We start from the raw sequence: 24,865 nt of genomic DNA, 5'->3' as shown, positions 1-24,865 counted from the left end.
GCCGCGGCGTCGGCCCCCACGCGGCCACACCTATGAAAGGTCAATGAAGACATGAACCTCGGAACCATCTTCCTCTCCGAGACCGTAGGGACGGCGATGCTCGTCCTCCTCGGTACCGGTGTGGTCGCCACGGCGATCCTCACGAAATCCAAGGGCCTCGGTGGCGGCTGGCTGCTCATCAACTTCGGTTGGGGCCTCGCGGTGTTCGCCGGTGTCACGGTGTCCTACGCCTCCGGCGGACACCTGAACCCCGCCGTCACCATCGGCTTCCTCACCACGGGGTCGATCGACTTCGGTACGGCGCTCGTCTACTGGGCGGCGCAGATGGTCGGTGCCTTCATCGGTGCCGTACTGACGTACTTCGCCTTCAAGCAGCACTTCGACCAGGAGGAGGACCCGGGCAAGAAGCTCGGCGTCTTCTCGACCGGTCCGGAGATCCGCAGCTACGGCTGGAACCTCGTGACCGAGGTCATCGCGACCTTCGTCCTCGTCTTCGTCGTGATGTCCTTCGGCAAGACCGGCCCCGACGCCGTGGTCATCGAGGGCGTCCCCGGGGGACTCGCAGCCCTCGGCGCCCTGCCCGTCGCCCTGCTCGTCGTCGGTATCGGCGCCTCCCTCGGTGGCCCGACCGGCTACGCGATCAACCCGGCACGTGACCTCGGTCCGCGCATCGCCCACGCCCTCCTCCCCATCAAGGGCAAGGGCAAGAGCGACTGGTCCTACGCCTGGGTGCCGGTCGTCGGCCCCCTGCTCGGTGGTGTCCTCGCGGCCCTCGCCTCGATGGTGCTGCTCCCGGCCGTCTGACCTGACGCTGCGGCGGTGACCGGACACGATCACCGCCGCGGCACCCCGGGGTACCGGTTCCGGTGCCTCACCTCGCAACGCACGCAACGAAGGAGTATCCAATGGCGGACTACGTCATCGCAATCGACCAGGGGACGACGAGTTCCCGGGCCATCGTCTTCGACAAGAGCGGATCGATCGTCTCGACGGGCCAGCTCGAGCACGAGCAGATCTTCCCGAAGGCCGGCTGGGTCGAGCACAACCCGAACCAGATCTGGAACAACACCCGCGAGGTCATCGGCCAGGCACTCAGCAAGGCCAACATCACCCGGCACGCCATCGCTGCCATCGGCATCACGAACCAGCGCGAGACCGCCGTCGTCTGGGACAAGACCACCGGTCAGCCCGTCTACAACGCGATCGTCTGGCAGGACACGCGCACGCAGGACATCGTGAACCGCCTCGCTGCGGACGGTGGCGTCGAGCGCTTCAAGAAGACCGTCGGCCTGCCGCTGGCGACCTACTTCTCCGGTACGAAGATCGTCTGGATCCTCGAGAACGTCGAGGGTGCTCGCGAGAAGGCCGAGGCGGGCGACCTTCTCTTCGGCACGACCGACAGCTGGGTCATCTGGAACCTCACCGGTGGTGTCAACGGCGGCGTGCACGTCACCGACGTCACCAACGCCTCGCGCACGCTCTTCATGGACCTCGAGACCCTGCAGTGGGACGACGAGATCCTCAAGGCGTTCGGCGTCCCGAAGTCGATGCTCCCGGAGATCAAGAGCTCCTCCGAGATCTACGGCCACGCGTCCGACGACAGCCTGCTCCGCGAGACGCCGATCGCCGGCATCCTCGGCGACCAGCAGGCGGCGACCTTCGGTCAGGCCGCCTTCCAGCAGGGCGAGGCCAAGAACACCTACGGCACCGGTAACTTCATCATCTTCAACACCGGTGAGGAGATCGTCCACTCCGAGAACGGTCTGCTGACGACGCTCGGCTACAAGCTCGGCGACGCGAAGCCGCACTACGCGCTCGAGGGTTCGATCGCCGTGACCGGTTCGCTCGTCCAGTGGCTGCGCGACAACCTCGGCATGTTCTCCTCCGCTCCCGAGGTCGAGGCGCTCGCCAAGACCGTCGAGGACAACGGTGGCGCGTACTTCGTGCCGGCGTTCTCCGGGCTGTTCGCGCCGTACTGGCGTCCGGACGCCCGCGGTGCGCTCGTCGGGCTCACCCGGTACGTCAACAAGGGCCACATCGCCCGGGCGGCCCTCGAGTCGACCGCGTTCCAGACGGCCGAGGTCATCGACGCCGTCAACGCCGACTCGGGTGTCCCGCTGACGGAGCTCAAGGTCGACGGCGGCATGACCGCCAACGACACGCTCATGCAGTTCCAGGCCGACATCCTCGGCGTCCCGGTCATCCGACCGGTCGTCGCGGAGACCACGGCGCTCGGCGCGGCCTACGCGGCCGGTCTCGCCGTCGGCTTCTGGTCCGACCTCGACGACCTCGCGAAGAACTGGCAGGAGGACAAGCGCTGGGAGCCCAACATGGACTCCGCGGAGCGCGACCGCCTCTACCGCAACTGGAAGAAGGCCGTCACGAAGACCTTCGACTGGGTCGACGACGACGTGCAGTAGTCCCGACCGATCGGAACGGCCCGTCCTCCTCGCGGAGGGCGGGCCGTTCTGTCGTCCGTCCTCGTGCCGCTCCCAGAAGGGTGCACCTGCGCACAACTCCTGCAGCTTGAGGACCGACTCGGGAGCAACCGCGCCATTCCGCCTGCCCGCGCCGACCGGGCCGGTCAGGCGCAGGAGTTCTACGCGAACTCGCTGCCTCCCGCGAGACTCGCTCCGACCCCCATCTTGTCGAGATGGGTGTCCCACAGGCGCATAACTCCTGCTCGTCGCTGCTGTGGTGCCTCCCGGGGGGTCAATCCTGAGCGTTGGCCAGTGGCCAGCAGGAGTTGTGAACCGCGCGCGACGGTCACGCCCCGACCGTGACCCTCCTCCACAGTGCTCCCGTATTCCCCGACCGACGACGAAGCAGCCGCGTGAGACCGACCGCTCGATCGGTGCCCCGAACCTCGATGGATGGACAGTGCAGCTTCTGGTCACACGATCCTCACCCGCTCGACGCTTCTCGAGGAAGGTATGCGACCGCCTGAGATCACCCAGGCGGTGCGTGACGGAACGATCGTTCGCGTGCGGCGCGATCGATACGCGCTCCCCGGAGTACACGATGACCTCCGTGCCGCAGTGCGCATCGGGGGGAGGCGAGCATGCCTGTCCACCCTGGCCGCCCGTGGTGTGTTCGTGTTCGACGCCACCCGGGTCCATGTGCATGTGGACCGCAGCGCCTCACGACTTCGCGGACCGCGGGCGGAGGACCGACGGCTGGCTACCAGCGATCGACGGGCGTTCACTCTCCACTGGCGACCGCTTGATCAGCCGTGCGGCACGTTCGACTGCGACGTGTCGATCATCGACGCACTGGCCCAGTCCATCCGGTGCCAGTCGCCGCGCATGGCACTCGCGACGCTCGACAGCGCGGTCCATCTCGGGTTGGTGGATGAGCCCGACCTCCGACGAGTCTTCGCCCTGGTCCCCGAACGCTTTCATGCGCTCATGGCGTTGATCGATGGACGCGCCGAGTCAGGTCCGGAGACACTCCTGCGCTTGATCGTCCGCAGCCTCGGTCTGTCGTACGAAGTGCAGCCCCGCCTGGCGGAGGGTGGACGCGGTGATCTCCTGGTGGCTGAGTCGTTGTTGATCGAGGTCGACAGTCGAGCCCATCATGAGGGGTGGTCGCACGCCGTCGCAGACCGCACCCGCGACCTCAGAGCCGCCTCGCGCGGGCTGATGACGTTGCGACCGCTCTACCAGCATGTGGTGCATGAGCCCGGGCTCGTCGCGGCAGCGATCACCGGTCTGATCGGGGACGTGCGCACAACTCCTGCTCACCGCGTGGGTACTACGCGGCCGCGCGGTGAGTGCGGTGAGTGTGGTCCTGCGGACAGTGACGAGCAGGAGTTGCGAACGGACGGCGGGATCAGGCGGGGCGGAGGAGTCCGACGCGGTCGTAGACCTCGGCGAGGGTCTGCTCGGCGACCTCGGTCGCGCGCGCGGCGTTGACCGCGAGCAGGCGGTCGAGCTCGGCGGGGTCGTCGAGGAGCTCGAGCGCGCGGGCACGGACCGGCTCGAGTTCGCCCACGACGACCTCGGCGAGGCCCTTCTTGAGGTCGCCGTAGCCACGACCTTCGAACTCGCCGACGACTGCCTCGATGGGGGAGCCGGTGATCGCGGAGTAGATGCTCAGCAGGTTCGAGACACCGGGCTTCTCCTGCGCGTCGAAGGCGATGACGCCGTCGTTGTCGGTCACGGCACGCATGATCTTCTTCTGCGTGACCTTCGGCTCGTCGAGCAACCAGATGATCCCCGCCGGGGTCTCGGCGGACTTCGACATCTTCGACGTCGGGTTCTGGAGGTCGTAGATGCGTGCGGAGTCCTTCTGGATCTGCGCCTTCGGGACGACGAAGGTGTCGCCGAAGCGGGCGTTGAACCGCTCGGCGAGGTCGCGCGTGAGCTCGATGTGCTGTCGCTGGTCGTCGCCGACCGGCACGATGTCGGTCTGGTAGAGCAGGATGTCGGCAGCCATGAGGATCGGGTAGGCGAAGAGACCGACCGACGAGGCGTCGCGCCCATGCTTGGCCGACTTGTCCTTGAACTGCGTCATGCGCGCTGCTTCGCCCATGCCGGTGATCGTGTTGAGCACCCAGGCGAGCTGTGCGTGCGCCGGGACGTGCGACTGGACGTACAGGGTCGACGCCGATGGGTCGATGCCTGCGGCGATGTACTGGGCGGCCGTGCGGCGGGTCTTCTCGCGGAGCTCGGCGGGGTCCTGCGGCACCGTGATCGCGTGCAGGTCGACGATGCTGAAGAAGGCGTCGTGCTCCTGCTGCATCTGCTTCCACTGCAGGAGGGCGCCGATGTAGTTGCCGAGGTGGAGCGAGTCGGCGGAGGGCTGCATGCCGGAGTACAGGCGTGGCTTGGTCATATGGGTTCTCGCAGAGGGATGAGCGGCCGGAGCCGGGGCACGGAGTGGTGGGGTGGCGTGATGCCGAAGGGTCAGACGGCGTAGTCGACGACGACGGGGGCGTGATCGGACCATCGCTGGTCGTATGCCGCGGCGCGGTCAATCGTGTAACCGGACGCGAGTGCTGCGAGCTCGGGGGTGGCGAGCTGGTAGTCGATGCGCCAGCCGGTGTCGGTGTCGAAGGCCTGGCCGCGCTGGGACCACCAGGTGTAGGGACCGGGGACCTGGCCGGCGGACTGGCGCCCGATGTCGACCCAGCCGAGGCCGGTGCCGGTCACGCCGTCGACGCCCGTCACGGTCTCGCCCGCCGGGCCGAGGTAGCGGTCGAAGTAGGACCGTTCGGCGGGCAGGAAGCCGGCACGCTTGACGTTGCCCTTCCAGTTCTTGATGTCGAGCTCGGTGTGGCCGACGTTGAGGTCGCCGACGACGAGGGACAGCGGGTTGTGCTCGCGCAGTGCGGGCAGCCGCTCGAGCATCGCCTCGAGGAAGCGGAACTTCTCGACCTGCTTGGGGGTGTCGACCTCGCCGGAGTGCACGTAGGTGCTCACGACCGTGACGCGGGTGCCGTCGACGTCGAAGTCGGCCTCGATCCACCGACCCGCGCTGTCGAAGTCGTCGGCTCCGAGGGCGACGCGGTGGATGCCCGCCGAGCGACGGCTGACGATCGCGACGCCGGCGCGCCCCTTGGCGGTCGCGGCATCGTGCAGGATGTTCCACTCCGGTCCGAAGAGCGTCTCGAGGTCGCTCGTCGCGGCGCGGACCTCCTGCAGGGCGAGGATGTCGACCCCGCGGTCTTCGAGCCAGTCGCCCATCCCCTTGCGGAAGGCCGCGCGGACTCCGTTGACGTTGACACTGGCGATGCGGAGGGGTGCAGACATGCCTCCAGCTTAGTCGCGGGGGCCGACAACGCCCTGGCCCCGGCGTCCGCCCGGGCGTCGGCGATGGGGTGGGTCCGACGCGTCCGCCGGTGGCGACTCGGGGGCTTCGCCGTGCTCTCGGATGAGCTCGGCCGAGGCCTCCTCGGCGTGCCGGACGCGCCGGCGGGCGAACCAGACCGCCGGGCCCTTGGCGCGCCGGAGGGATTCGCGAGCCTCCCGCAGTTCCGCCTCGGCGATCAGTCTCCTGGCCGCCAGCTCTTCGGCCGCCTGCTCCTCCGGCGTCGTCGTGCGCACACTGATGCCCTGGTCGTCGAGCCCCACGGCGATCCACGCAGCGGAGGCGAGGATGACGCGGCTCACGAGGTTGAACCACAGCATGAGGCCGATGAACACGGCGAAGGTCGCGAGCAACGGGTTGCGGGAGGCCCCGGCGATCACGGCACTGCTGGCGACGCTCAGGAGCGAGAGCACCAGGCTGCCGAGGAGCGCGCCGCCGAAGAGGTTGCGCCACGGGATCCGGATCCGGCTGAGCACGCGGTACATGGCGCCGAGGGTGACGAGGTTCACGACGACCGCGACGACCAGACCGACGACCCGGCTGCCGACGGTCACCCAGAAGGTGCCCTCCAAGCCGACCAGCGACAGCAGCCAGCTGAGCGCCTGAGTGCTGGCGACCGACAGCGTCGCGGAGACGAGGAGGAGGACGCCGAAGGCGAGTGCCAGCACGAGGTCGACGACCTTCAGCAGGAAGAAGCTCGCGGCGACCTTCGGGAGCGCGAAGATCGACCTGACCGCCTGCCGGGTGTAGTACAACCAACCGATCGCCGTCCAGATGAGACCGACGGCGGCGATGACCCCGGTCCACCCGAGCAGGGAGGCGCTCGACAACTGCTCCTCGGCGATGATGCCTTCGCCGTCGGTGCCGATGAGGCCGGGGACGGCGCGGTTGATGATCTCCACCAGCGCTTGGAAGACCTCGGCGTTGTTGCCGAGCCAGATGCCGGTGATGGCGAATCCGACGTAGACCGCGGCGAACACGGCGAAGACGGCCTGGAAGCTGATCCCGGCGGCCAGGAGGTTGCCGTCCATGGCGAGATACCGATGGATGACGCGATAGGGCTTCAGCCGCATGACCCACGTCGTGGCGCGCTCGGCTCTCGCCGCGCGGGGCGCGAGTCGCCGGATGAACGGGTTCTCGCTGTTCTGGATCCATTGGAACACCAGTGGAGGTGGCGTCTGCTGGAGCCGCACCTTGGGGGTGGTACTGACGTCCGGCGCGTCGGCGGAGTCCTTCCTCGGCGCACGCGGATTGGTCACCGGACCAGCCTACAAGCGGGCCGGACCGGGGGAGAGGCGGTGCACTAGGGTCGAACCATGCGCGAGGCGGAGGGGCAACGCACGTTCACCGGCACCGGCGTCGGACGCGGCGTCGTCGCCGGTCCCGTGCTCCGCATGCCGGAGCCGCTGCCCGAACCGAGTGCCGACCCGTTCGGCGGGGACGTCACGCTCGAACAGGCCAGGGCCGTCGCGGCGCTCAGCGCGACGCGGGCCGATCTCGAGGAGCGGGCTCGACGAGCCGGCGGACATGCGCAGGACGTGCTCGAAGCGCAGGCGGTCATGGCCGACGATCCGGCGCTCGCGGAGGACGTCGCGACGCGCATCGCAGCGGGGCGTTCCGCGGAGCGCGCCGTGTTCGAGGCCCTGGCGACGGTCCAGCAGGTCCTCTTCAACCTGGGGGAGCCGATGGCGGCGCGTGCGACCGACGTCGGTGACGTCTCGCAACGGGTCATCGCGCGGTTGCTCGGTCGACCTGTCCCCGGTCCACCCGAGTCGGACGAGCCGTTCGTCCTCGTCGCCGCGGACCTCGCTCCGGCAGACGCAGCGCTCCTCGATCTCGAGCGGGTGCTGGCACTCGTGACGAGTGGCGGCTCGGCGACCTCGCACACGGCCATCCTCGCGCGCGAGCAGTCACTCATCGCCGTCGTGGGCGTCGCCGGAGCCGAGCAGTTCGAGGACGGTGAGATCGTCCTCGTCGACGCCGGAGCCGGGGTCGTCACCGGGTCGCCGACGAAGCGCGAGGTGCGGTCGGCCAGGTCCACCGCGGCCGAGCGTGTGCGGGTCTCACCGCGATCACCGGGTGAACTCGCCGACGGCACCCCGGTGGCCCTGCTCGCGAACCTCGGGTCCGTCGCCGGCGCGGCCGGTGCCCTCGCCCTCGGCGCCGAGGGGGTCGGGCTGTTCCGCACCGAGCTGCTCTTCCTCGACCGCGCGGAAGCACCGGGCGTCGCCGAACAGGCTGACCGTTACGGCGAGTTGCTCGCGGCGTTCCCGGGCAAGCGGGTCGTCGTCCGGGTGTTCGACGCCGGAGCCGACAAGCCGCTCGCCTTCCTCCGACCGGACGAGGCCGAGCCCAACCCGGCGCTCGGGGTGCGGGGCATCCGGGCGCTCCGCGCTCGTGACGAGGTGCTCCGAGACCAGCTCACGGCTCTCGCGCTCGCACAGGACGCCCACGAGGCGGACCTCTGGGTGATGGCCCCGATGATCGCCGACCTCCCCGAGGCCGCGGCGTTCGTGACCCTCGCCAAGCGGCTCGGGCTCCGCACGGTCGGGACGATGATCGAGGTGCCGTCGAGCGCACTGCTCGCCGCGCAGATCCTCGGCGTCGCGGACTTCGTGAGCATCGGGACCAACGACCTGACGCAGTACACGCTCGCGGCGGACCGTCTGCTCGGGCCGCTCGGCTCGTATCAGGACCCGTGGCACCCGGCCGTGCTGCGGCTCGTCAAGCTCGTCGGCGACGCCGGTCTCGCCTCCGGGCGCTCGATCGGCGTCTGCGGGGAGGCGGCAGCGGACCCGGCCCTCGCGGTCGTGCTCGTCGGTCTCGGGGCGACGAGTCTCTCGGTCACCCCGGCCGCGCTCGGCGACGTCCGGAGCGAGCTGCGCCGCTACACGCTCGAGGCGGCTCGTGCCATGGCCATGGACGCCCTGAGCGCCGCGTCACCGGCTGAAGCCAGAGCTGCTGCGCTGGCCTGACGTCGCTCGACACACGGGTCGCCCTACACGAACACGTCCGGCCCAGCGCAGTGCGCTGGGCCGGACGGACGAACCGGGTGTGGGCTAGGAGACCTTGCCGGAGATCATGGCCTGCTTGACCTCGGCGATCGCCTGCGTGACCTGGATGCCGCGGGGGCACGCCTCGGTGCAGTTGAAGGTGGTGCGGCAGCGCCACACGCCCTCCTGGTCGTTGAGGATGTCCAGGCGGACCTGCGACGCGTCGTCGCGGGAGTCGAAGATGAAGCGGTGCGCGTTCACGATCGCCGCCGGGCCGAAGTACTGGCCGTCGGTCCAGAAGACGGGGCACGACGAGGTGCACGCGGCGCACAGGATGCACTTCGTGGTGTCGTCGAAGCGGGCGCGCTCGGCGACCGACTGCACGCGCTCCTTGTTCTTCTCGGCGGGCTTGCCGGGCATGAGGAACGGCTGCACCTCACGGAACGACGCGAAGAAGGGGTCCATGTCGACGACGAGGTCCTTCTCGAGCGGCAGACCCTTGATCGCCTCGACGTAGATGGGCTTCGAGATGTCGAGGTCCTTGATCAGCGTCTTGCAGGCGAGCCGGTTCCGGCCGTTGATCCGCATCGCGTCTGAGCCGCAGATGCCGTGCGCGCAGGAACGACGGAACGTGAGGGTCCCGTCCTGTTCCCACTTGATCTTGTGGAGCGCGTCCAGGATGCGGTCCGTCGGGAACATCTCGACGTCGAAGTCCTCCCAGCGCGGCTCGGCGTCCACGTCCGGGTCGAACCGACGGATGATCAGGGTGACCGTGAAGGACTGGATCTCCTCCGGTGCTGCGGCCGGCGGGTTCTCGAGCGTTGCAGTGCTCATCGCTAGTACTTCCTCTCCATCGGCTGGTACCGCGTGATGACCACGGGCTTCCAGTCGAGCCGGATGTGGTCGGCCGCGTCGGACGAGTGCGGGTCGCCGGACAGGTACGCCATCGTGTGCTTCATGTAGTTCTCGTCGTCGCGCTTCGGGTAGTCGTCGCGCATGTGACCGCCACGGCTCTCCTGACGGTTGCGCGCGGAGTAGACGACGACCTCGGCGAGGTCGAGCAGGAAGCCCAGCTCGATCGCCTCGAGGAGGTCGGTGTTGAAGCGCTTGCCCTTGTCCTGGACGGCGATGTTCTGGTACCGCTCGCGCAGGTTGTGGATGGTGGCGGTGACGCCCGCGAGGGACTCGTCGGTCCGGAACACCTGGGCGTTGCGGTCCATCTCCTCCTGGAGCTCCTTGCGGATCGTGGAGATCCGCTCGGTGCCGTTGGAGTTCCGCATCTGCTCGATGAGGCCGGAGACGAAGCCGGCGGGGTTCTCGGGCAGCGGCGTGAAGTCGACGCCCTGGACGTACTCGACGGCGTTGTTGCCGGCGCGCTTGCCGAACACGTTGATGTCGAGGAGCGAGTTCGTGCCGAGTCGGTTCGAGCCGTGGACGGACACGCACGCGCACTCGCCGGCCGCGTACAGGCCGGGGACGACGGTGTTGTTGTCGCTCAGGACCTCGGCCTTGACGTTCGTCGGGATGCCGCCCATGGCGTAGTGCGCCGTCGGCATGACCGGGACGGGCTCCGTCACCGGGTCGACGCCGAGGTAGGTGCGCGCGAACTCGGTGATGTCGGGCAGCTTGGTCTCGAGGACCTCGGCACCGAGGTGGGTGCAGTCGAGGTAGACGTAGTCCTTGTTCGGCCCGGCACCGCGGCCTTCCGCGACCTCCTGGACCATGCAGCGCGCGACGATGTCTCGCGGGGCGAGGTCCTTGATGGTTGGGGCGTACCGCTCCATGAAGCGTTCACCGCTCGCGTTCCGGAGGATCGCACCCTCGCCTCGGGCTCCCTCGGTGAGGAGGATGCCGAGACCGGCGAGGCCGGTGGGGTGGAACTGGAAGAACTCCATGTCCTCGAGCGGGAGACCCTTGCGCCAGATGATCCCGACGCCGTCGCCCGTGAGGGTGTGCGCGTTCGAGGTCGTCTTGTAGATCTTGCCGAAGCCACCGGTGGCGAAGATGACCGCCTTCGCCTGGAAGACGTGGATCTCGCCGGTGGAGAGCTCGTACGCGACCACACCGGACGGCTTGTCGACGCCGTCGACGTTCGTCATGATCAGGTCGAGTGCGTAGTACTCGTTGAAGAAGTTGATGCCGAGGCGGACGCAGTTCTGGAACAGCGTCTGCAGGATCATGTGGCCAGTGCGGTCGGCCGCGTAGCAGGCGCGGCGGACCGGCGCCTTGCCGTGGTCGCGGGTGTGGCCGCCGAAGCGACGCTGGTCGATCTTGCCCTCGGGGGTGCGGTTGAACGGCAGACCCATGTTCTCGAGGTCGATGACCGCGTCGATGGCCTCCTTCGCGAGGATCTCCGCAGCATCCTGGTCGACGAGGTAGTCGCCGCCCTTGATGGTGTCGAAGGTGTGCCACTCCCAGCTGTCCTCCTCGACGTTCGCGAGCGCAGCGGCCATGCCGCCCTGCGCCGCTCCCGTGTGGGACCGCGTCGGGTAGAGCTTGGAGATGACGGCCGTCTTCGCTCCGGGGCCGGCCTCGATCGCGGCGCGCATGCCGGCACCGCCGGCACCGACGATCACGATGTCGAACTGGTGGTAGTGGATGCCGTCGATGACGGTGGACTCGGTGGTTTCTGTAGTCACGGTTTCCGTTGCTCGGTCTCGGTTGCTCAGTTGGCGGGGCAGAACGACGCGAGCAGGTCTGCAGGTGCGCCGGCGGGGCACGGGTCGAAGGTGAAGACGACCAGGGTCCCGAGGATGATGAGGATGGTGACGGCGGCGAGGATCGCGACCTTGAGGACACCGCGGATCGTGCGACCCGTGGCGTAGTCGTTGACGATGGTGCGCATGCCGTTTCCGCCGTGGATCAGCGCGAGCCACAGCATGGCGACGTCCCACCACTGCCAGAAGGGGTTCGACAGCTTGCCTCCGACGAAGGCGAAGTCGATGGCCTTGATGCCGTCGCCGACCATGAGGTTGACGAACAGGTGGCCGAAGATGAGGACCAGCAGGATCACGCCGGAGACGCGCATGTAGATCCAGCCCCACTTCTCCCAGTTGACGCCCTTGCGGCGCGCGGGACGAGCGGGGGTGCGGGGAGCGGCGATCGTCGTCATCAGTGGCCCATCTCGCTGAACACGTTGATCAGGTGGCGCGGCGTGAAGCCCAGCATCGTCACGACCCAGAGTCCGATGACGATCCAGAACATGGGCCGCTGGTACTTGGTGCCCTTCGACCAGAAGTCGATGAGGATGATGCGGATGCCGTTGTACGCGTGGTAGGCGATGGCGGCGACGAGCGCGACCTCGCCGAGCCCCATGATGGGGTTCTTGTACGTGCCGATGACCGCGTTGTAAGCCTCGGGGGAGACCCGCACCAGCGCGGTGTCGAGGACGTGCACGAGGAGGAAGAAGAAGATGGCGACGCCGGTGATCCGGTGGAGCACCCACGACCACATGCCCTCACGGCCCCGGTACAGGGTGCCGGCCGGGCGTTTGGATGTCGTGGATTCCAACGGTGACGTTCGCGTGAGACTCGCGGTCACGAGGTCCTCCCTGATAGTCGCTATCTGCGGCAGATCGTTCTGCCGTGCGGGGGTTGTTGCCTGCCGTGCGTCGAATCGGCGCGCTGGACCAAGTGTAGGCGTGGGATGCGCCGTCCCGCCGCTAAGGCTGGCCTAACTGTCTCGACGTCGAGAGAGGCCGGACACCTGCGCGACGACCGGGCGACACCGGGTGTTCACAACCAGTTCCGTCGTTTGAACACCTTGTAGAGGATGACGCTCGTGGTGGCCATGAGCGCGAGCGCCATCGGGTAGCCGAACCACCACGACAACTCCGGCATGTGGGTGAAGTTCATTCCGTAGATCCCCGCGATGAGACTCGGGCCGAACAGGATGGCGGCCCAGGAGGAGATCTTCTTCACCTCGTCGCCCTGCTTGAGGCTCGCCTCGGTCATCTTCGCCATCTCCTCGTTCTGGCGTTGCCCGACGAGGGTGCTGTTCACGGTCAGGATGTCGCGCAACAGCTCCCGGTAGGCGTCGATCCGCTGGTTGACGCTCGTGAGGTGGTCGGCGACGTCGCGGAGGCCGCGTTGCAGTTCGTCGGCGACCCCGTACTTCGCGCTGCCCTGCTCGAGCGACAGCATCACGTCGCTGAGCGGGTGCGTCGCCCGTTCGAAGGCGATGACCTCGCGGGAGAGTTGGTAGATACGGCGGGACACCTGGGACTCGCCGACGAAGACCTGCTCCTCGATCTCGTCGATGTCGTTCGAGAGCCCGGCGACCACCGGACCGTAGCCGTCGACGACGGCGTCGATGATGGCGTACAGGATCGCCTGCGGACCATAGGCGAGGAGTTCGTGCTCCTGCTCCATCCGCGCCCGCACGTGCGACAGGTCGGGGGACTCGGCGTGCCGGAGGGTGATGACGAAGTTCGGGCCGACGAAGACGTGCAGCTCGCCGAACTCGACGGTCTCGGTCTCGTCGACGTAGTTGGCGGCCCGGAGGACGACGAACAGGACCTCGTCGTACCGCTCGATCTTCGGCCGCTGGTGTGCGGTGATGGCGTCCTCGACGGCGAGCGGGTGGAGGCCGAACTCCGCCGCCAGGACGCCGAGCTCGCCGGCGTCGGGCCGGTAGAGCCCGATCCACGCGACGCCGTCCGGGGTCTCGTGGAGCGCGCGGAAGGTGTCCTCGAGCGAGGTGAGCGTCGAGCTACGGGAACCGTGGCGGTAGATGCAGGCGTTGACGATGCTGTTGCGCCCGTCGAGGTCCGCGGCGTCAGGCGGGCCGACGGGGGCCGGCGGAGCCTGCTTGCTGCCGAAGGACGGGATCGGGATCCCGAGGACGTTGCGTCCAGCCATGCTCGTACCGTTCTTTCTCATGCTCGATCTGGCGCTCATCGTAATCCCGTCACATGACGGTTCCGTGCCGTCGTCGTCAGGCTGGAGCCTGGCGGTACGCTCGGGGGATGACCACGCCCCTCGAACGCTTCTACGCGGTGATCCCGGCCGGCGGCATCGGCAGTCGTCTCTGGCCGCTCTCGCGAGCCGACGCACCCAAGTTCCTGCACGACCTCACCGGCTCAGGCAGCACGCTGTTGCGCGCCACCTGGGACCGCCTCGCTCCGATCGCCGGCGACCAGCGCATCATGGTCGTCACCGGGCGTGCGCACCGCGCGGCCGTCGAACAGCAGCTGCCCGACCTCGCCGACGCCAACGTCGTCCTCGAGAGCGAACCGCGCGACTCGACCGCCGCGATCGGGCTCGCCGCAGCGATCCTCGTCCGTCGCGAGCCCGACGTCATCGTCGGCTCGTTCGCCGCCGACCACGTGATCCGCGGCGACCGCCTGTTCCGCGCCGCGGTCGCCCAGGCCGTCACGGCCGCCGAGGAGCGCTACATCGTCACGATCGGCATCCAGCCCACGGAGCCCGCCATCGGCTTCGGCTACATCAAGAGCGCTCGCGACCTCGGCATCCGCGGGGCCGAAGGGGTCATGCTGGTCGACTCCTTCGTCGAGAAGCCCGACCTCGCCACGGCGAAACGGTACGTCTCGAGCGGCGAGCACCTCTGGAACGCGGGGATGTTCATCTCGCGGGCCGACGTCCTCCTCGAGGAGATCGGTCGGCAGAAGCCCGAACTCCTGGCGGGCCTCCTCGAACTCGCCGAGGTCTGGGACGACGCGGCGGCCCGCGGACCGGTCGTCGACCGCGTCTGGCCGGCGCTCGAGAAGATCGCGATCGACTACTCCGTGGCGGAGCCCGCCGCAGCCGCCGGTCGCATGGCTGTCGTGCCGGCGCACTTCGACTGGGACGACGTGGGGGACTTCGCCTCGCTCGCCAAGCTCAACTCCGGTGGGCGCAAGTCCGACCTCGCCATCCTCGGCGAGAACGCGCGGGTGCTGTCGGACGCCTCCAGCGGCATCGTCGTCAGCCAGACCGGTCGGGTCATCAGCCTCATCGGCGTGCAGGACATCGTCGTCGTCGACACCCCGGACGCCCTGCTCGTCACCACGAGCGCCAACGCGCAGCGGGTGAAGAGCGTCGTGGACGCCCTCAAGCTGTCCGGTCGCGACGACGTCCTCTGATCGGCGATCGACGGTGACCGCGCTGCGCGAGCTGCTCCTGCAGGCGGGCGCGCGTCTCCAAGCCGCAGGCGTGCGTGACGAGGCCTTGGCGGAGGTCTACACACCCCGCGGACTCCCGCTCGTGAAGCGGGCACCCGCGCTACGGCCGATCGGCCGGGCGTGGCGCCTTGGGGTCGTCCTGCTCTCGGCCGACGGTCGCCTCTTCACCGCCGCCGAGTCCACTCGGGCCGTGGAGCCGAAGTGGTTCAACCACCGCTCCTCGGAGGTCGAACACCGTCGGATCGCGCAGCAGGCGGCCCACCGCGGCCCGTTCGCCGAGGGCGACGTCGTCAATTTCGAGGTCGTCGAGCTCGCGCTGGACGAGGCGTCACTCCGGGAGGGTTCGGGTCCGTTGCGGCTCGTAGACGACACGGTCATGCTCCGCTGGGCCGGGCACGACCTCGGGCTCACTCCGCTCGACGCCTACCTCGACGACCGGGTCTCGCTCCTCATCGGCGAGTGACCCGCCCGTTCGCCCGTCTTCGGGCGAACGGGTCCTGATTCGCCCGGGAATGGGCGAACGAACCGGGCGATCAGACCGCGGGGCCGAACCACTCCGTGTAGAGCCGCCAGAAGTTGCGGTTGCCGTAGGCGCTGCAGGCGTCGCCCGTGCCCGAGACGTTCGCGAGGGCCGCGGCGTTCGGTTGGTACGGCGTGTAGAGGTAGAGGTTGGCCGTCGCCTGGTTGCGGATGTCGACCTGGGTGCCGCCGCAGGCCGCATCGGGGCTGTACTGGATGTAGACCGATCCCAGGTGGTACGCCCGCTGGTAGGACTCACCCGGCACGTTGAGCGGGTACAGCGTGTACTGCCGGAACTGCCATGCGGAACGGTAGACCTGGTTCTGGAATCCGAAGTAGTCCGCGTCGCAGCTCGCGCTGAAGTTCGGGCCGGTGTCGGGGCAGCCCCAGCCCATGGCGCGCGCGTAGCCGTACTCGCTCGGCCCGGTGATGAGCGACTGCTCCTTCTGCATGAGGACGAGCAGCACCTTGGGGTTGATCCCGCACGCGTGCGCGACCTTCGCGACGATCCTCGCCGCCGACTCGTTCACGGCGCCGCGGTAGGCCTCGCAGTGTCCGGGCTCGGCCGCCGGGACGGACTCGGTGCTGGCACGGAAGTCCGCCAGGCACGGCACGCCGTCCTTCGGGGTACAGGGCTGGGAGGCGAAGAACGCCTGGACGTCAGCCTCGCTCATGGCGTTCGCGTCGTAGAAGTTCGCGTCGCTGATGATCTCGCCCGGGTCGAAGTCCGTACCGCGGACCGTGGGCGGTGCGGGTTGGGCAGGCTTGCTGGGAGCCGGCGTCGCAGGCTTCCTCGGCTTCGGGGTCGCCGTCGAGGGCGAGGTCGGCGAGGGACTCGGGGTGGGCGTCGGCGTCGTCTGCGTCCGACTCAGCTGCGAGCTCGCAGCGGCCGCGGTCGCCGGCGTGGTCGGCAGTGCGCCGAGTGCGACGAGCGCACCGATACCGAGCGCAGCGAGCAGCGAGGCCGCGGTCGATCGATGCGCACGGCGACGCCGCGCGGGCGAGGGGACCGACGGAGCACGCATGACGACCAGCCTAATCGGGACCGGTGACGCGAAGGGCTTGCGGCGGTCGACAACCGACGGATAGCCTGAGATCACTGTGAAGAACTGAGCGAATCGACGTCCCGCGCCTGCGGCAGACCATCACGAACGTGATGCGCCCGGCGGGAATCCATCGAGGTACGCCAGACGCTTCCAGGTCCGCCCAGGGGTTCGAGCCCAGCGCTCAGCCCTGACGTGTCGGACAACGGCCGTACGCGGCGTGCCCCATCTCGAAAGGGGCCTCCATGCGAGCACCCATGACCCACGCAACACCAGTCCACCGCCGCACCGCTTCGAGGTTCGGGCGATCCATCGACATCCAACAGCTCCGCGCCGACGGCGTCACCCGCTCCTACGGCGACCGCGTCGTGTTGCGCGACGTCGACCTCGTCGTGTCGGCCGGGGATCGTCTCGGCCTGATCGGTGAGAACGGCGCGGGGAAGTCCACGCTGCTGCGCATCCTCGCCGGGATCGACGAGCCGGAAGACGGCGAGGCCGTCCGCCCGGTTCGCACCGGCATCCTCATGCAGGAACTCGAACTTCCGGACGACACGACGGTCGGCGAGCTGCTGGAGCAGGCGCTCGGCGAGGTCCGGGCCGTCGAGCAGGAGCTCGAGACGTCGGCGGCGGCACTCGGTGACACGGGTTCCCCCGGCGACGGTTCCGCTGAACAGCGGTACGCCGCCGCGCTCGACGCGGCGGAACGCGCCGACGTCTGGACGGCGGACGCCCGGTTGGACGCGGTCGTCGACGGCCTCGGCATCGCCGCGATCGAACGGTCGCGACGACTCGGTGAGGTGAGCGGGGGACAGCGATCCCGCTTCGCCCTCGCCGCGCTCCTCGTCGCCAGACCGACCGCACTGCTGCTCGACGAGCCGACCAACCATCTGGACGACGAGGCGGTCGCCTTCCTCCGCGGCCACCTGTCGGAGTGGCCGGGTCCGGTGCTCTTCGCGAGCCACGACCGCGCCTTCCTCGACGAGGTGGCGACGGGGCTCGTCGACATCGATCCGTCCCGCCCGGTCCCCGTCGGCGAGGCGTCACCCGTCGTGGAGTTCGGCGGGCCGTTCAGTGAGTACCTCGGCTGGAAGGCAGCAGAACTCGACCGGTGGTCGACGCGTTACGAGGAGGAGCAGGCCGAGCTGCGACGGCTCGCGTCCGCGGTGCACGACGTGGCCCCGCGGATCAACCACGATCGGGGCATCCGCGACAACAACCGGATGGCGTTCGGCATGCGAGGCGACCGCGTCGAGCAGCAGATCAGTCGGCGGGTGCGGAACGCGCAGCTCCGACTCGAGGTCCTCGAGCGCGAGCAGGTGCGGCGCCCGCCTCGCCAACTCTCGTTCGCCGGGATCCCGAGCGGCTCGACGGTCCTCGACGAGGGGGAGCAGCTGCTCGACCTCGCCGACGCCCGCGTCGACGGCCGGCTGCACCTCGAACGCCTGCAGCTGGCGCCCCGGTCGCGGGTGCTGGTCACCGGGGCGAACGGTTCGGGGAAGTCGACGCTCCTGGCGGTGCTCGCCGGTTCGCTGCGCCTCGATGCTGGGACCCTCCTCCGGCGGAAGGGGCTCCGCGTGGGGCTCCTCGAGCAGGACGTCGCGTTCCCGGATGCGGAGCGATCACCTCGGGAGGTCTACGACCGGACGCTCGGCGAGGCGCGTGCAGCGCGCACCCCGCTCGCGGGTCTCGGGCTCCTGGCACTTCGCGATCTCGACCGTCCGATCGGCCAGCTCTCCGTCGGGCAGCAGCGCCGTCTGGCCCTGGCGCTGATCATCGCGAGGCCTCCGCACCTGTTCCTCCTGGACGAGCCGACGAACCACCTGTCGCTCGCGCTTGCGACGGAGCTCGAGGACGCCCTCGGCGATTACCCGGGGGCGGTCGTCATCGCGAGCCACGACCGATGGCTCCGTCGGCGCTGGACCGGCGATCGGCTTCGACTCGGGTGACGACGTCGGACGGGGAGTACCTGCCTGACACGCTCTACAAGAACGAGTCGATCTGCTAGCTTGCTGCATGTGAGATTCCACATTCCAAGCATGCGACCGCAACCGCGACAGAGGGGGAGGAATCGAGCATGAAGACGTCGACGTTCGAGCATCAACTTCGCTTCATGGTGGTCGCAGACGCAATCGTCATCGCCATCTACGCGGCGGCGGCGGGCTTGAACTCGCCGGGGCTTCCTCTCGTCACGATCCTCGTCATGCTCGCGGTGATCGCTCAGATCACCTATGTGATGCGACCTCGACGGCAGAAGGGTGACATGCATCATGGTGCTGCCACGCAACCCAAGACCGGTGGCTCAGGCGTCGGTGGAGTGACGAGGCCATGACACTCGGGTGACGCTCACGGTGACGGGTGGGGGACGTCCACGACTCCTCCGCCCGTCACCGTCAAGCCCGTGCGCGCACGCCCCGACGCCGGGAGGATACGGGCATGAGCCTTTCCATCGGAGCCCCGGTCTGGGGCGTGCAGGACATCGACCGCAGTGTCACTTTCTGGACCCGGGCGCTCGATTACGTCCTCCGTGGCGAGCCCCAGTCCGACTGGGCATCGCTCGTCCCACGCGACGGCGACGGCGTGCAGCTGTCCCTCATGCTCGTCTCCTCGCGCGCGGAGGACCGTCGGCGGCACCACCTCGACCTCTTCACCGACGACCGAGAAGCCGAGGTCGTGCGGCTGCTCGGCTTGGGTGCAGGCTCCGTGGAGTGGGAGTACGAGGAGGACGCCGACTACGTTGTCCTCTCGGATCCCGACGGCAACCTGTTCTGCGTCGTGCAGCGCTGATCTGGTCGCGGCACGCGAACACCCGGTGCGCAAAGCGCATCCGGCGAGTGGGTCCGTCCTGCTCACGTGCGCAGCAGCACGACCCGGCGATGCGCGTCTGCGCATCGCCGTGTTTCCGGCGCATGACGCCGGTGCCACCGTTCTGTAACGCTTCGGTCGCGAAGCCGGGATCGTCCGTTCGGCAGTCGTCGCATTGGGTAACGTAACCCCATACGCCCCGTGACCCGCGGGGCTGCATCTTGGAGGCTACCTTGGCAATCTCAACTCGGAAGGCCGCTGCGGGCGCAATCGCCGGCGTCGGTCTCATGGCACTGCTCGCCGGCTGCGCATCGGCTCCCAGCACCGGCGACGGCGGCTCGACCGGTGCCGCATCCGACTTCCTCCCGTGCATGGTCTCCGACGCCGGTGGCTTCACCGACAAGTCGTTCAACCAGCTCGGCTACGAGGGTCTGACCGAGGCGGCGAAGGAGCTCGGCGTCGAGCCCATCACCGTCCAGTCCGACAAGGCCGACGACTACAAGCCGAACCTGCAGAGCCTGGCGGACCAGGGCTGCTCGCTCATCGTCAGCGTCGGCTTCGCCCTCTCCGCCGACACGGTCGACGCGGCACTCGCGAACCCGGACGTCGACTACGCGATCATCGACGACGCGGCCGACAACGACTTCGACGGCAAGGTCGACGCCCCGAACATCAAGCCGATCCTGTTCGACACCGTCCAGGCCGCGTTCCTCGCGGGCTACGCGGCGGCCGACTACTCGAAGACCGGCGTCGTCGGCACCTTCGGTGGCCAGCCCTTCCCGTCCGTCCAGATCTTCATGGACGGCTTCGCCGAGGGCGTCGCGTACTACAACGAGCAGAAGGGCAAGAGCGTCCAGGTCGTCGGTTGGGACGTCGCCGCTCAGACCGGTTCCTTCACCGGTGGCTTCGAGGCGAACGACACCGCCAAGCAGCTCGCCCGCACGCTCATCGACCAGAACGCCGACGTGCTCCTTCCGGTCGGTGGCCCGATCTTCCTGAGCGCGATCGCCGAGATCCAGGAGACCGGTAAGGACATCGCCATGATCGGTGTCGACGCCGACCTGTACGAGACGAACGCCGAGAACAAGGGCCTGTTCCTCACCTCCATCCTCAAGGGCATGAAGGCCGGCGTCGCCGACACCGTGACCGAGGCCGGCGGCGGCAAGTTCGACGCCGCCGCGTACATCGGCACCCTCGAGAACGAGGGCGTCGGCCTCGCGCCGTTCCACGACTTCGAGTCCAAGGTCTCCCCGACCCTGTCCGACGAGCTCGAGACGATCAAGAAGGGCATCATCGACGGTTCCATCAAGGCGACCTCGGTCTCCTCGCCCGTCAAGTAGTCCCTCTTCACCCGGGCCCTCGCCCGGGACTCCGGGGGGAGGTCGCGATCCGCGGCCTCCCCCCGCTTTGTTCGCGGCACGGTCGGACGGCGATCCCGACCGCCTGTGCCGACCTCCGTCACGTGACTAGATTGGGACCCATGAAGCTCGAGCTCCGCGGCATCACCAAACGGTTCGGCGCACTCACCGCCAACGACCACATCGACCTCACCGTCGAACCGGGGGAGATCCACTGTCTCCTCGGCGAGAACGGTGCCGGCAAGTCCACCCTCATGAACGTCCTGTACGGCCTGTATCAGGCCGACGAGGGCGAGATCCTCCTGGACGACGTCGTCCAACACTTCCAGGGCCCTGGCGACGCCATGGGCGCCGGCATCGGCATGGTGCACCAGCACTTCATGCTCATCCCCGTCTTCACCGTCGCCGAGAACGTCATGCTCGGCCACGAGCAGACCAAGGGCGGTGGCCGCCTCGACGTCGCAGCGGCCCGCAAGCTCGTCATCGACATCTCCGAGCGGTTCGGCTTCAGCCTCGACCCGGACGCCATCGTCGGCGACCTCCCGGTCGGGGTGCAGCAGCGCGTCGAGATCGTCAAGGCGCTCTCCCGCAACGCCAACGTCCTCGTCTTCGACGAGCCCACCGCCGTGCTCACCCCGCAGGAGACGGACGAGCTCATGGCGATCATGAAGCAGCTGAAGGACGAGGGCACGTCCATCGTCTTCATCACCCACAAGCTGCGCGAGGTCCGCGAAGTCGCCGACCGCATCACCGTCATCCGGCTCGGCAAGGTCGTCGGTGAGGCCTCGCCCACCGCGACGAACGCCGAGCTGGCGTCCCTCATGGTCGGGCGTCCCGTCGAACTCACGGTCCACAAGGAGGCGCCGAACCTCGGCGACACCACCTTCACCGTGCAGGACCTGTCCGTCGTCGACCACCTCGGCCAGCTCGTCGTCAACGGCGTCAGCTTCGAGGTCCGCGAGGGCGAGGTGCTCGCCATCGCCGGTGTCCAGGGCAACGGACAGACCGAGCTCACCGAGGCGATCCTCGGCCTGCAGCCGCACACCAAGGGCAGCATCAAGCTCGACGGCGTCGAACTCGTCGGATCCACCCCGCGCAAGGTGCTCGACGCCGGCGTCGGGTTCGTGCCGGAGGACCGCTCCGAGGACGGGCTCGTCAAACAGTTCACCATCGCCGAGAACCTCATGCTGGACCGATCGACGGGTGCACCCTTCGTGAAGGGCGGCAACGTCCAGCGCGGGTTCCGCGACGAGTTCGCGCGCGAGAAGTCGCAGGAGTTCGACGTCCGGTCACAGGGCATCGAATCGCCGGCCGGCTCCCTCTCGGGCGGCAACCAGCAGAAGGTCGTCCTCGCCCGAGAACTCAGCCGCGAGCTGCGACTGTTCGTCGCCGCACAGCCGACCCGCGGCATCGACGTCGGCTCGATCGAGTTCGTGCACAAGCGCATCGTCGCCACGCGCGACGCCGGCATCCCCGTCATCGTCGTGTCGACCGAGCTCGACGAGGTCGTCGCGCTCGCCGACCGCATCGCCGTCATGTACCGCGGCGGCATCGTCGGGATCGTCCCGGCATCGACCCCCAGAGAGGTCCTCGGCCTCATGATGGCCGGCGAACTCCCGGCAGGAGCAGCAGCATGAGCGAGACGTCCCACACCCCGCCCGGAACGGTCCAGCCGGTGGCACCGGGCGAGGCGAAGCCCGACACGACCCAGCCGCGCTCGAACAAGGTGCTCGCCGAGATCCTCAACTCGAGCATCGTCATCTCGATCCTCGCCGTCGTCCTAGCGATGGTCGTCGGTGCGATCCTCATCGCGCTGACCGACCCGAAGGTCCACACCGCAGCCGGGTACTTCTTCGCCCGCCCGGGCGACACCATCGCGGCGGTCTGGCAGTCGGCGACAGGCGCGTACGGCGCGCTCTTCCAGGGCTCGATCTACAACTTCAAGCGCCCCGACTTCCTGAACGGCATCCGCCCGCTGACGGAGACGCTGACCTTCGCGACCCCCCTGATCCTCGCCGGACTCGGTGTCGGCCTGGCGTTCCGGGTCGGGATGTTCAACATCGGTGGACGCGGTCAGATGCTCATCGCCGCCGCCTGCGCCGGATGGGTCGGCTTCACGCTCGACCTCCCGCCCGTGGTGCACCTGCTCGTCGCGATCGCCGCCGGCATCATCGGTGGCGCCTTCTGGGGCGGCATCGTCGGTGTCCTCAAGGCCCGCACCGGCGCGCACGAGGTGATCATCACGATCATGCTCAACTACGTCGCGTTCTACCTCATCACCTTCATGCTGTCCACGCAGGGGCTGCTGCAGGCTCCCGGGTCGAACGTGCCGAAGAGCGCGGCGATGGCGGAGAACGCCGTCTTGCCCAAGCTCCTCGGTGACCGCTACAACCTGCACGCCGGCTTCTTGATCGCGATCCTCGCGGTCGTGTTCGTGTGGTGGTTGTTCAGCCGGTCCTCGATCGGGTTCCGCTTCCGGGCGGTCGGTGAGAACCCGAACGCAGCGCGCGTCGCGGGTATCGACGTGAAGAACACCTACGTGTACGCCATGCTGCTCTCCGGCGGACTGATCGGTCTCGCCGGCGTCTCGCAGGTGCTCGGAACGGTGACCTCCGGGTTCGACAACGGCATCGACGCCGGCATCGGCTTCGACGCCATCACCGTCGCGCTCCTCGGACGCAGTCGGCCGGGCGGCATCCTCATCGCCGGCATCCTGTTCGGTGCACTCAAGGCGGGTGGGTACTCCATGCAGGCCACCCAGGGCGTCAACGTGCCAATCGACATCGTGCTCGTCCTCCAGGCACTCATCGTGCTGTTCATCGCGGCTCCGCCGCTCGTGCGGGCGATCTTCTTCCTGCCGAAGCCCGACGGCTCGACGCGCCGAACGCGTCGCTCCGCCAAGAAGGAGGTGTCCGCATGAGTGGATTCACGCTCGACAAGCAGACGCCGCAGCCGGCTCCCGACGCCCCGATCGTCCTCGAGACGGTCGTCGTCCGGAGCTGGAAGGCCCCGATCGCGTTCGGGATCTTCACCGTCATCGCGTTCCTGTTGTTCGTCATCTGGCACCGCGACGGCAACAGCACGTTCCGGCTCTCCAGCGACGGCGACGTCATCCAACTGCCGACGGTCGTGCTCCCGTCCACGGTCACCGGCATCGTCGTCACGATCCTCCTGGCCGCCATCACGGCGCTGAGCGCGTACCTGGTCACGACGGGCAAGAAGGTCCCGCTCTGGCTCATCACCGTGTTCGGTGTGCTGTTCATGGTCGGGTTCCTGTCGTGGGCCGCCGCGGGCAAGGCGATCCCGATCACCGGGCTCCTGCTCGGCACCGTCGCCCTGAGCGTCCCGCTCATCTTCGGTGCGCTCGGCGGCGTCATCTCCGAGCGGGTCGGCGTCGTGAACATCGCGATCGAGGGCCAGCTGCTCGCCGGTGCGTTCTCGTCCGCCTTCGTCGCCTCGGTGACGGGGAACGCCTTCCTCGGGCTCGTCGCGGCGATGATCGCCGGGACGCTCGTGAGCTTCCTGCTCGCGGCGTTCTCCATCAAGTACCTCGTCGACCAGGTCATCGTCGGTGTCGTGCTCAACGTCCTCGTCGTCGGACTCACGAGCTTCCTGTACTCGCAGGTGCTCACGAAGAACGAGGCGCTCTTCAACAGCCCGCCGAAGTTCCCGCGGATCAACATCCCGATCCTCAGCGAGATCCCGCTCATCGGACCCGTGCTGTTCCGCCAGACGATCATCATCTACCTGATGTACATCGCCGTGGCCGTGGTGTTCTTCTGCCTGTTCTACACGCGCTGGGGCCTCCGCCTCCGCGCCGTGGGTGAGCACCCGCAGGCGGCCGACACCGTGGGCATCAACGTGAACCGGACGCGCTTCTGGAACGTTGCGCTCGCCGGGGCGATCGTCGGCCTCGGTGGGGCGTACTTCACCCTGGGCTCGGTCGGCGCGTTCAACAAGGAGATGACGGCGGGTGCCGGCTACATCGCGCTCGCGGCGGTCATCTTCGGACGCTGGGACCCGCTCAAGGCGACGCTCGCCGCGCTGCTGTTCGGCTTCACGCAGAACCTGCAGTTCGCGTTGAGTGCCATCGGCTCCCCGGTGCCGAGTGCGTTCATGCTCATGCTGCCGTACGTGGTGACGATCTTCGCGGTCGCCGGACTCGTCGGCATCTCCCGCGGACCGGCAGCCGCCGGCAAGCCCTACGTGAAGGGCTGA

The 24,865-nt window shown here is 68.4% G+C and carries 21 protein-coding genes; 12 read left to right on the top strand and 9 right to left on the bottom strand.

Annotation, left to right across the window (positions count from 1 at the left end):
* Positions 1-51 precede the first annotated feature (51 nt).
* Positions 52-804, top strand: a complete 753-nt coding sequence (locus tag ITJ62_RS18430) for an MIP/aquaporin family protein (RefSeq protein ID WP_079002885.1) — start codon at positions 52-54, stop codon at positions 802-804.
* Between the two features lie 101 nt (positions 805-905).
* Entirely contained in the window at positions 906-2,420 is a 1,515-nt protein-coding gene (glpK, locus tag ITJ62_RS18425) for a glycerol kinase GlpK (protein ID WP_079707342.1), read from the top strand.
* 1,411 nt (positions 2,421-3,831) lie between these two features.
* On the opposite strand, the gene trpS is transcribed toward glpK, so the two are convergent.
* The 3 genes from trpS to ITJ62_RS18410 form a co-directional block, all read right to left on the bottom strand.
* On the bottom strand, positions 3,832-4,836 hold the full coding sequence (trpS, locus tag ITJ62_RS18420; protein WP_079002883.1) for a tryptophan--tRNA ligase: 1,005 nt from the start codon (positions 4,834-4,836) through the stop codon (positions 3,832-3,834).
* Positions 4,837-4,907: 71 nt separating this feature from the next.
* Positions 4,908-5,753 (bottom strand): exodeoxyribonuclease III, encoded by an 846-nt coding sequence (locus ITJ62_RS18415; RefSeq protein ID WP_194605269.1) that lies wholly within the window; start codon positions 5,751-5,753, stop codon positions 4,908-4,910.
* Positions 5,754-5,762: 9 nt separating this feature from the next.
* Positions 5,763-7,070, bottom strand: coding sequence for a YihY/virulence factor BrkB family protein (locus tag ITJ62_RS18410; RefSeq protein ID WP_194605266.1), 1,308 nt, complete (start codon positions 7,068-7,070; stop codon positions 5,763-5,765).
* A gap of 57 nt (positions 7,071-7,127) precedes the next feature.
* Here ITJ62_RS18410 and ptsP point away from each other — a divergent pair, with 57 nt between their 5' ends.
* Positions 7,128-8,786 (top strand): phosphoenolpyruvate--protein phosphotransferase, encoded by a 1,659-nt coding sequence (gene ptsP, locus ITJ62_RS18405; protein ID WP_194605264.1) that lies wholly within the window; start codon positions 7,128-7,130, stop codon positions 8,784-8,786.
* 84 nt (positions 8,787-8,870) lie between these two features.
* On the opposite strand, the gene ITJ62_RS18400 is transcribed toward ptsP, so the two are convergent.
* From ITJ62_RS18400 to ITJ62_RS18380, 5 genes are all read right to left on the bottom strand, one after another.
* Positions 8,871-9,638, bottom strand: coding sequence for a succinate dehydrogenase iron-sulfur subunit (locus ITJ62_RS18400; RefSeq protein WP_064294822.1), 768 nt, complete (start codon positions 9,636-9,638; stop codon positions 8,871-8,873).
* A 2-nt stretch (positions 9,639-9,640) separates the two neighbouring features.
* Positions 9,641-11,443 (bottom strand): succinate dehydrogenase flavoprotein subunit, encoded by a 1,803-nt coding sequence (gene sdhA / locus ITJ62_RS18395; protein WP_086474106.1) that lies wholly within the window; start codon positions 11,441-11,443, stop codon positions 9,641-9,643.
* A gap of 26 nt (positions 11,444-11,469) precedes the next feature.
* Complete coding sequence (locus ITJ62_RS18390) at positions 11,470-11,916, bottom strand: succinate dehydrogenase hydrophobic membrane anchor subunit (protein ID WP_064294824.1); 447 nt, start codon at positions 11,914-11,916, stop codon at positions 11,470-11,472.
* Positions 11,916-12,314, bottom strand: coding sequence for a succinate dehydrogenase, cytochrome b556 subunit (gene sdhC, locus ITJ62_RS18385; protein ID WP_079003985.1), 399 nt, complete (start codon positions 12,312-12,314; stop codon positions 11,916-11,918). Before sdhC ends, ITJ62_RS18390 begins: the two co-directional genes overlap by 1 nt.
* Positions 12,315-12,538: 224 nt before the next feature.
* On the bottom strand, positions 12,539-13,663 hold the full coding sequence (locus ITJ62_RS18380; protein ID WP_194605261.1) for a magnesium and cobalt transport protein CorA: 1,125 nt from the start codon (positions 13,661-13,663) through the stop codon (positions 12,539-12,541).
* A gap of 107 nt (positions 13,664-13,770) precedes the next feature.
* On the opposite strand from ITJ62_RS18380, the gene ITJ62_RS18375 reads away from it, so the two are divergent.
* Both ITJ62_RS18375 and ITJ62_RS18370 read left to right on the top strand, forming a co-directional pair.
* Positions 13,771-14,886 carry a mannose-1-phosphate guanylyltransferase gene (locus ITJ62_RS18375; RefSeq protein WP_064294827.1) on the top strand — a complete coding sequence of 372 codons (1,116 nt, stop codon included), beginning with the start codon at positions 13,771-13,773 and terminating at the stop codon, positions 14,884-14,886.
* A 13-nt stretch (positions 14,887-14,899) separates the two neighbouring features.
* The gene (locus ITJ62_RS18370; RefSeq protein ID WP_137243432.1) at positions 14,900-15,388 is read left to right on the top strand and encodes a hypothetical protein; all 489 of its coding nucleotides are present in this window, start codon (positions 14,900-14,902) and stop codon (positions 15,386-15,388) included.
* A 70-nt stretch (positions 15,389-15,458) separates the two neighbouring features.
* Here ITJ62_RS18370 and ITJ62_RS18365 read toward each other — a convergent pair whose 3' ends face one another.
* A complete protein-coding gene (locus ITJ62_RS18365) occupies positions 15,459-16,469 on the bottom strand; it encodes a hypothetical protein (RefSeq protein WP_194605258.1) in 1,011 nt (336 codons plus the stop codon).
* A 275-nt stretch (positions 16,470-16,744) separates the two neighbouring features.
* On the opposite strand from ITJ62_RS18365, the gene ITJ62_RS18360 reads away from it, so the two are divergent.
* The 7 genes from ITJ62_RS18360 to ITJ62_RS18330 all read left to right on the top strand — a co-directional run bounded on the left by ITJ62_RS18360 (position 16,745) and on the right by ITJ62_RS18330 (position 24,865).
* Positions 16,745-18,433: an ABC-F family ATP-binding cassette domain-containing protein gene (locus ITJ62_RS18360; RefSeq protein ID WP_194605255.1), complete on the top strand. Its 1,689-nt coding sequence runs from the start codon at positions 16,745-16,747 to the stop codon at positions 18,431-18,433.
* A 128-nt stretch (positions 18,434-18,561) separates the two neighbouring features.
* Positions 18,562-18,816 carry a hypothetical protein gene (locus ITJ62_RS18355; protein WP_194605252.1) on the top strand — a complete coding sequence of 85 codons (255 nt, stop codon included), beginning with the start codon at positions 18,562-18,564 and terminating at the stop codon, positions 18,814-18,816.
* A gap of 104 nt (positions 18,817-18,920) precedes the next feature.
* Positions 18,921-19,271, top strand: a complete 351-nt coding sequence (locus tag ITJ62_RS18350) for a VOC family protein (RefSeq protein WP_194605249.1) — start codon at positions 18,921-18,923, stop codon at positions 19,269-19,271.
* A gap of 251 nt (positions 19,272-19,522) precedes the next feature.
* Entirely contained in the window at positions 19,523-20,629 is a 1,107-nt protein-coding gene (locus ITJ62_RS18345) for a BMP family protein (RefSeq protein WP_228498779.1), read from the top strand.
* A gap of 140 nt (positions 20,630-20,769) precedes the next feature.
* Complete coding sequence (locus tag ITJ62_RS18340) at positions 20,770-22,284, top strand: ABC transporter ATP-binding protein (protein WP_079707332.1); 1,515 nt, start codon at positions 20,770-20,772, stop codon at positions 22,282-22,284.
* Positions 22,281-23,567: an ABC transporter permease gene (locus tag ITJ62_RS18335; RefSeq protein WP_137243428.1), complete on the top strand. Its 1,287-nt coding sequence runs from the start codon at positions 22,281-22,283 to the stop codon at positions 23,565-23,567. Before ITJ62_RS18340 ends, ITJ62_RS18335 begins: the two co-directional genes overlap by 4 nt.
* The gene (locus ITJ62_RS18330) at positions 23,564-24,865 is read left to right on the top strand and encodes an ABC transporter permease (protein WP_079707330.1); all 1,302 of its coding nucleotides are present in this window, start codon (positions 23,564-23,566) and stop codon (positions 24,863-24,865) included. The genes ITJ62_RS18335 and ITJ62_RS18330 overlap by 4 nt, the downstream gene beginning before the upstream one ends.

The organism is Plantibacter sp. VKM Ac-2876 (assembly GCF_015350715.1).
GTDB classification, from domain to species: domain Bacteria; phylum Actinomycetota; class Actinomycetes; order Actinomycetales; family Microbacteriaceae; genus Plantibacter; species Plantibacter auratus.
This window is presented reverse-complemented; position numbering and strand designations above follow the sequence as displayed.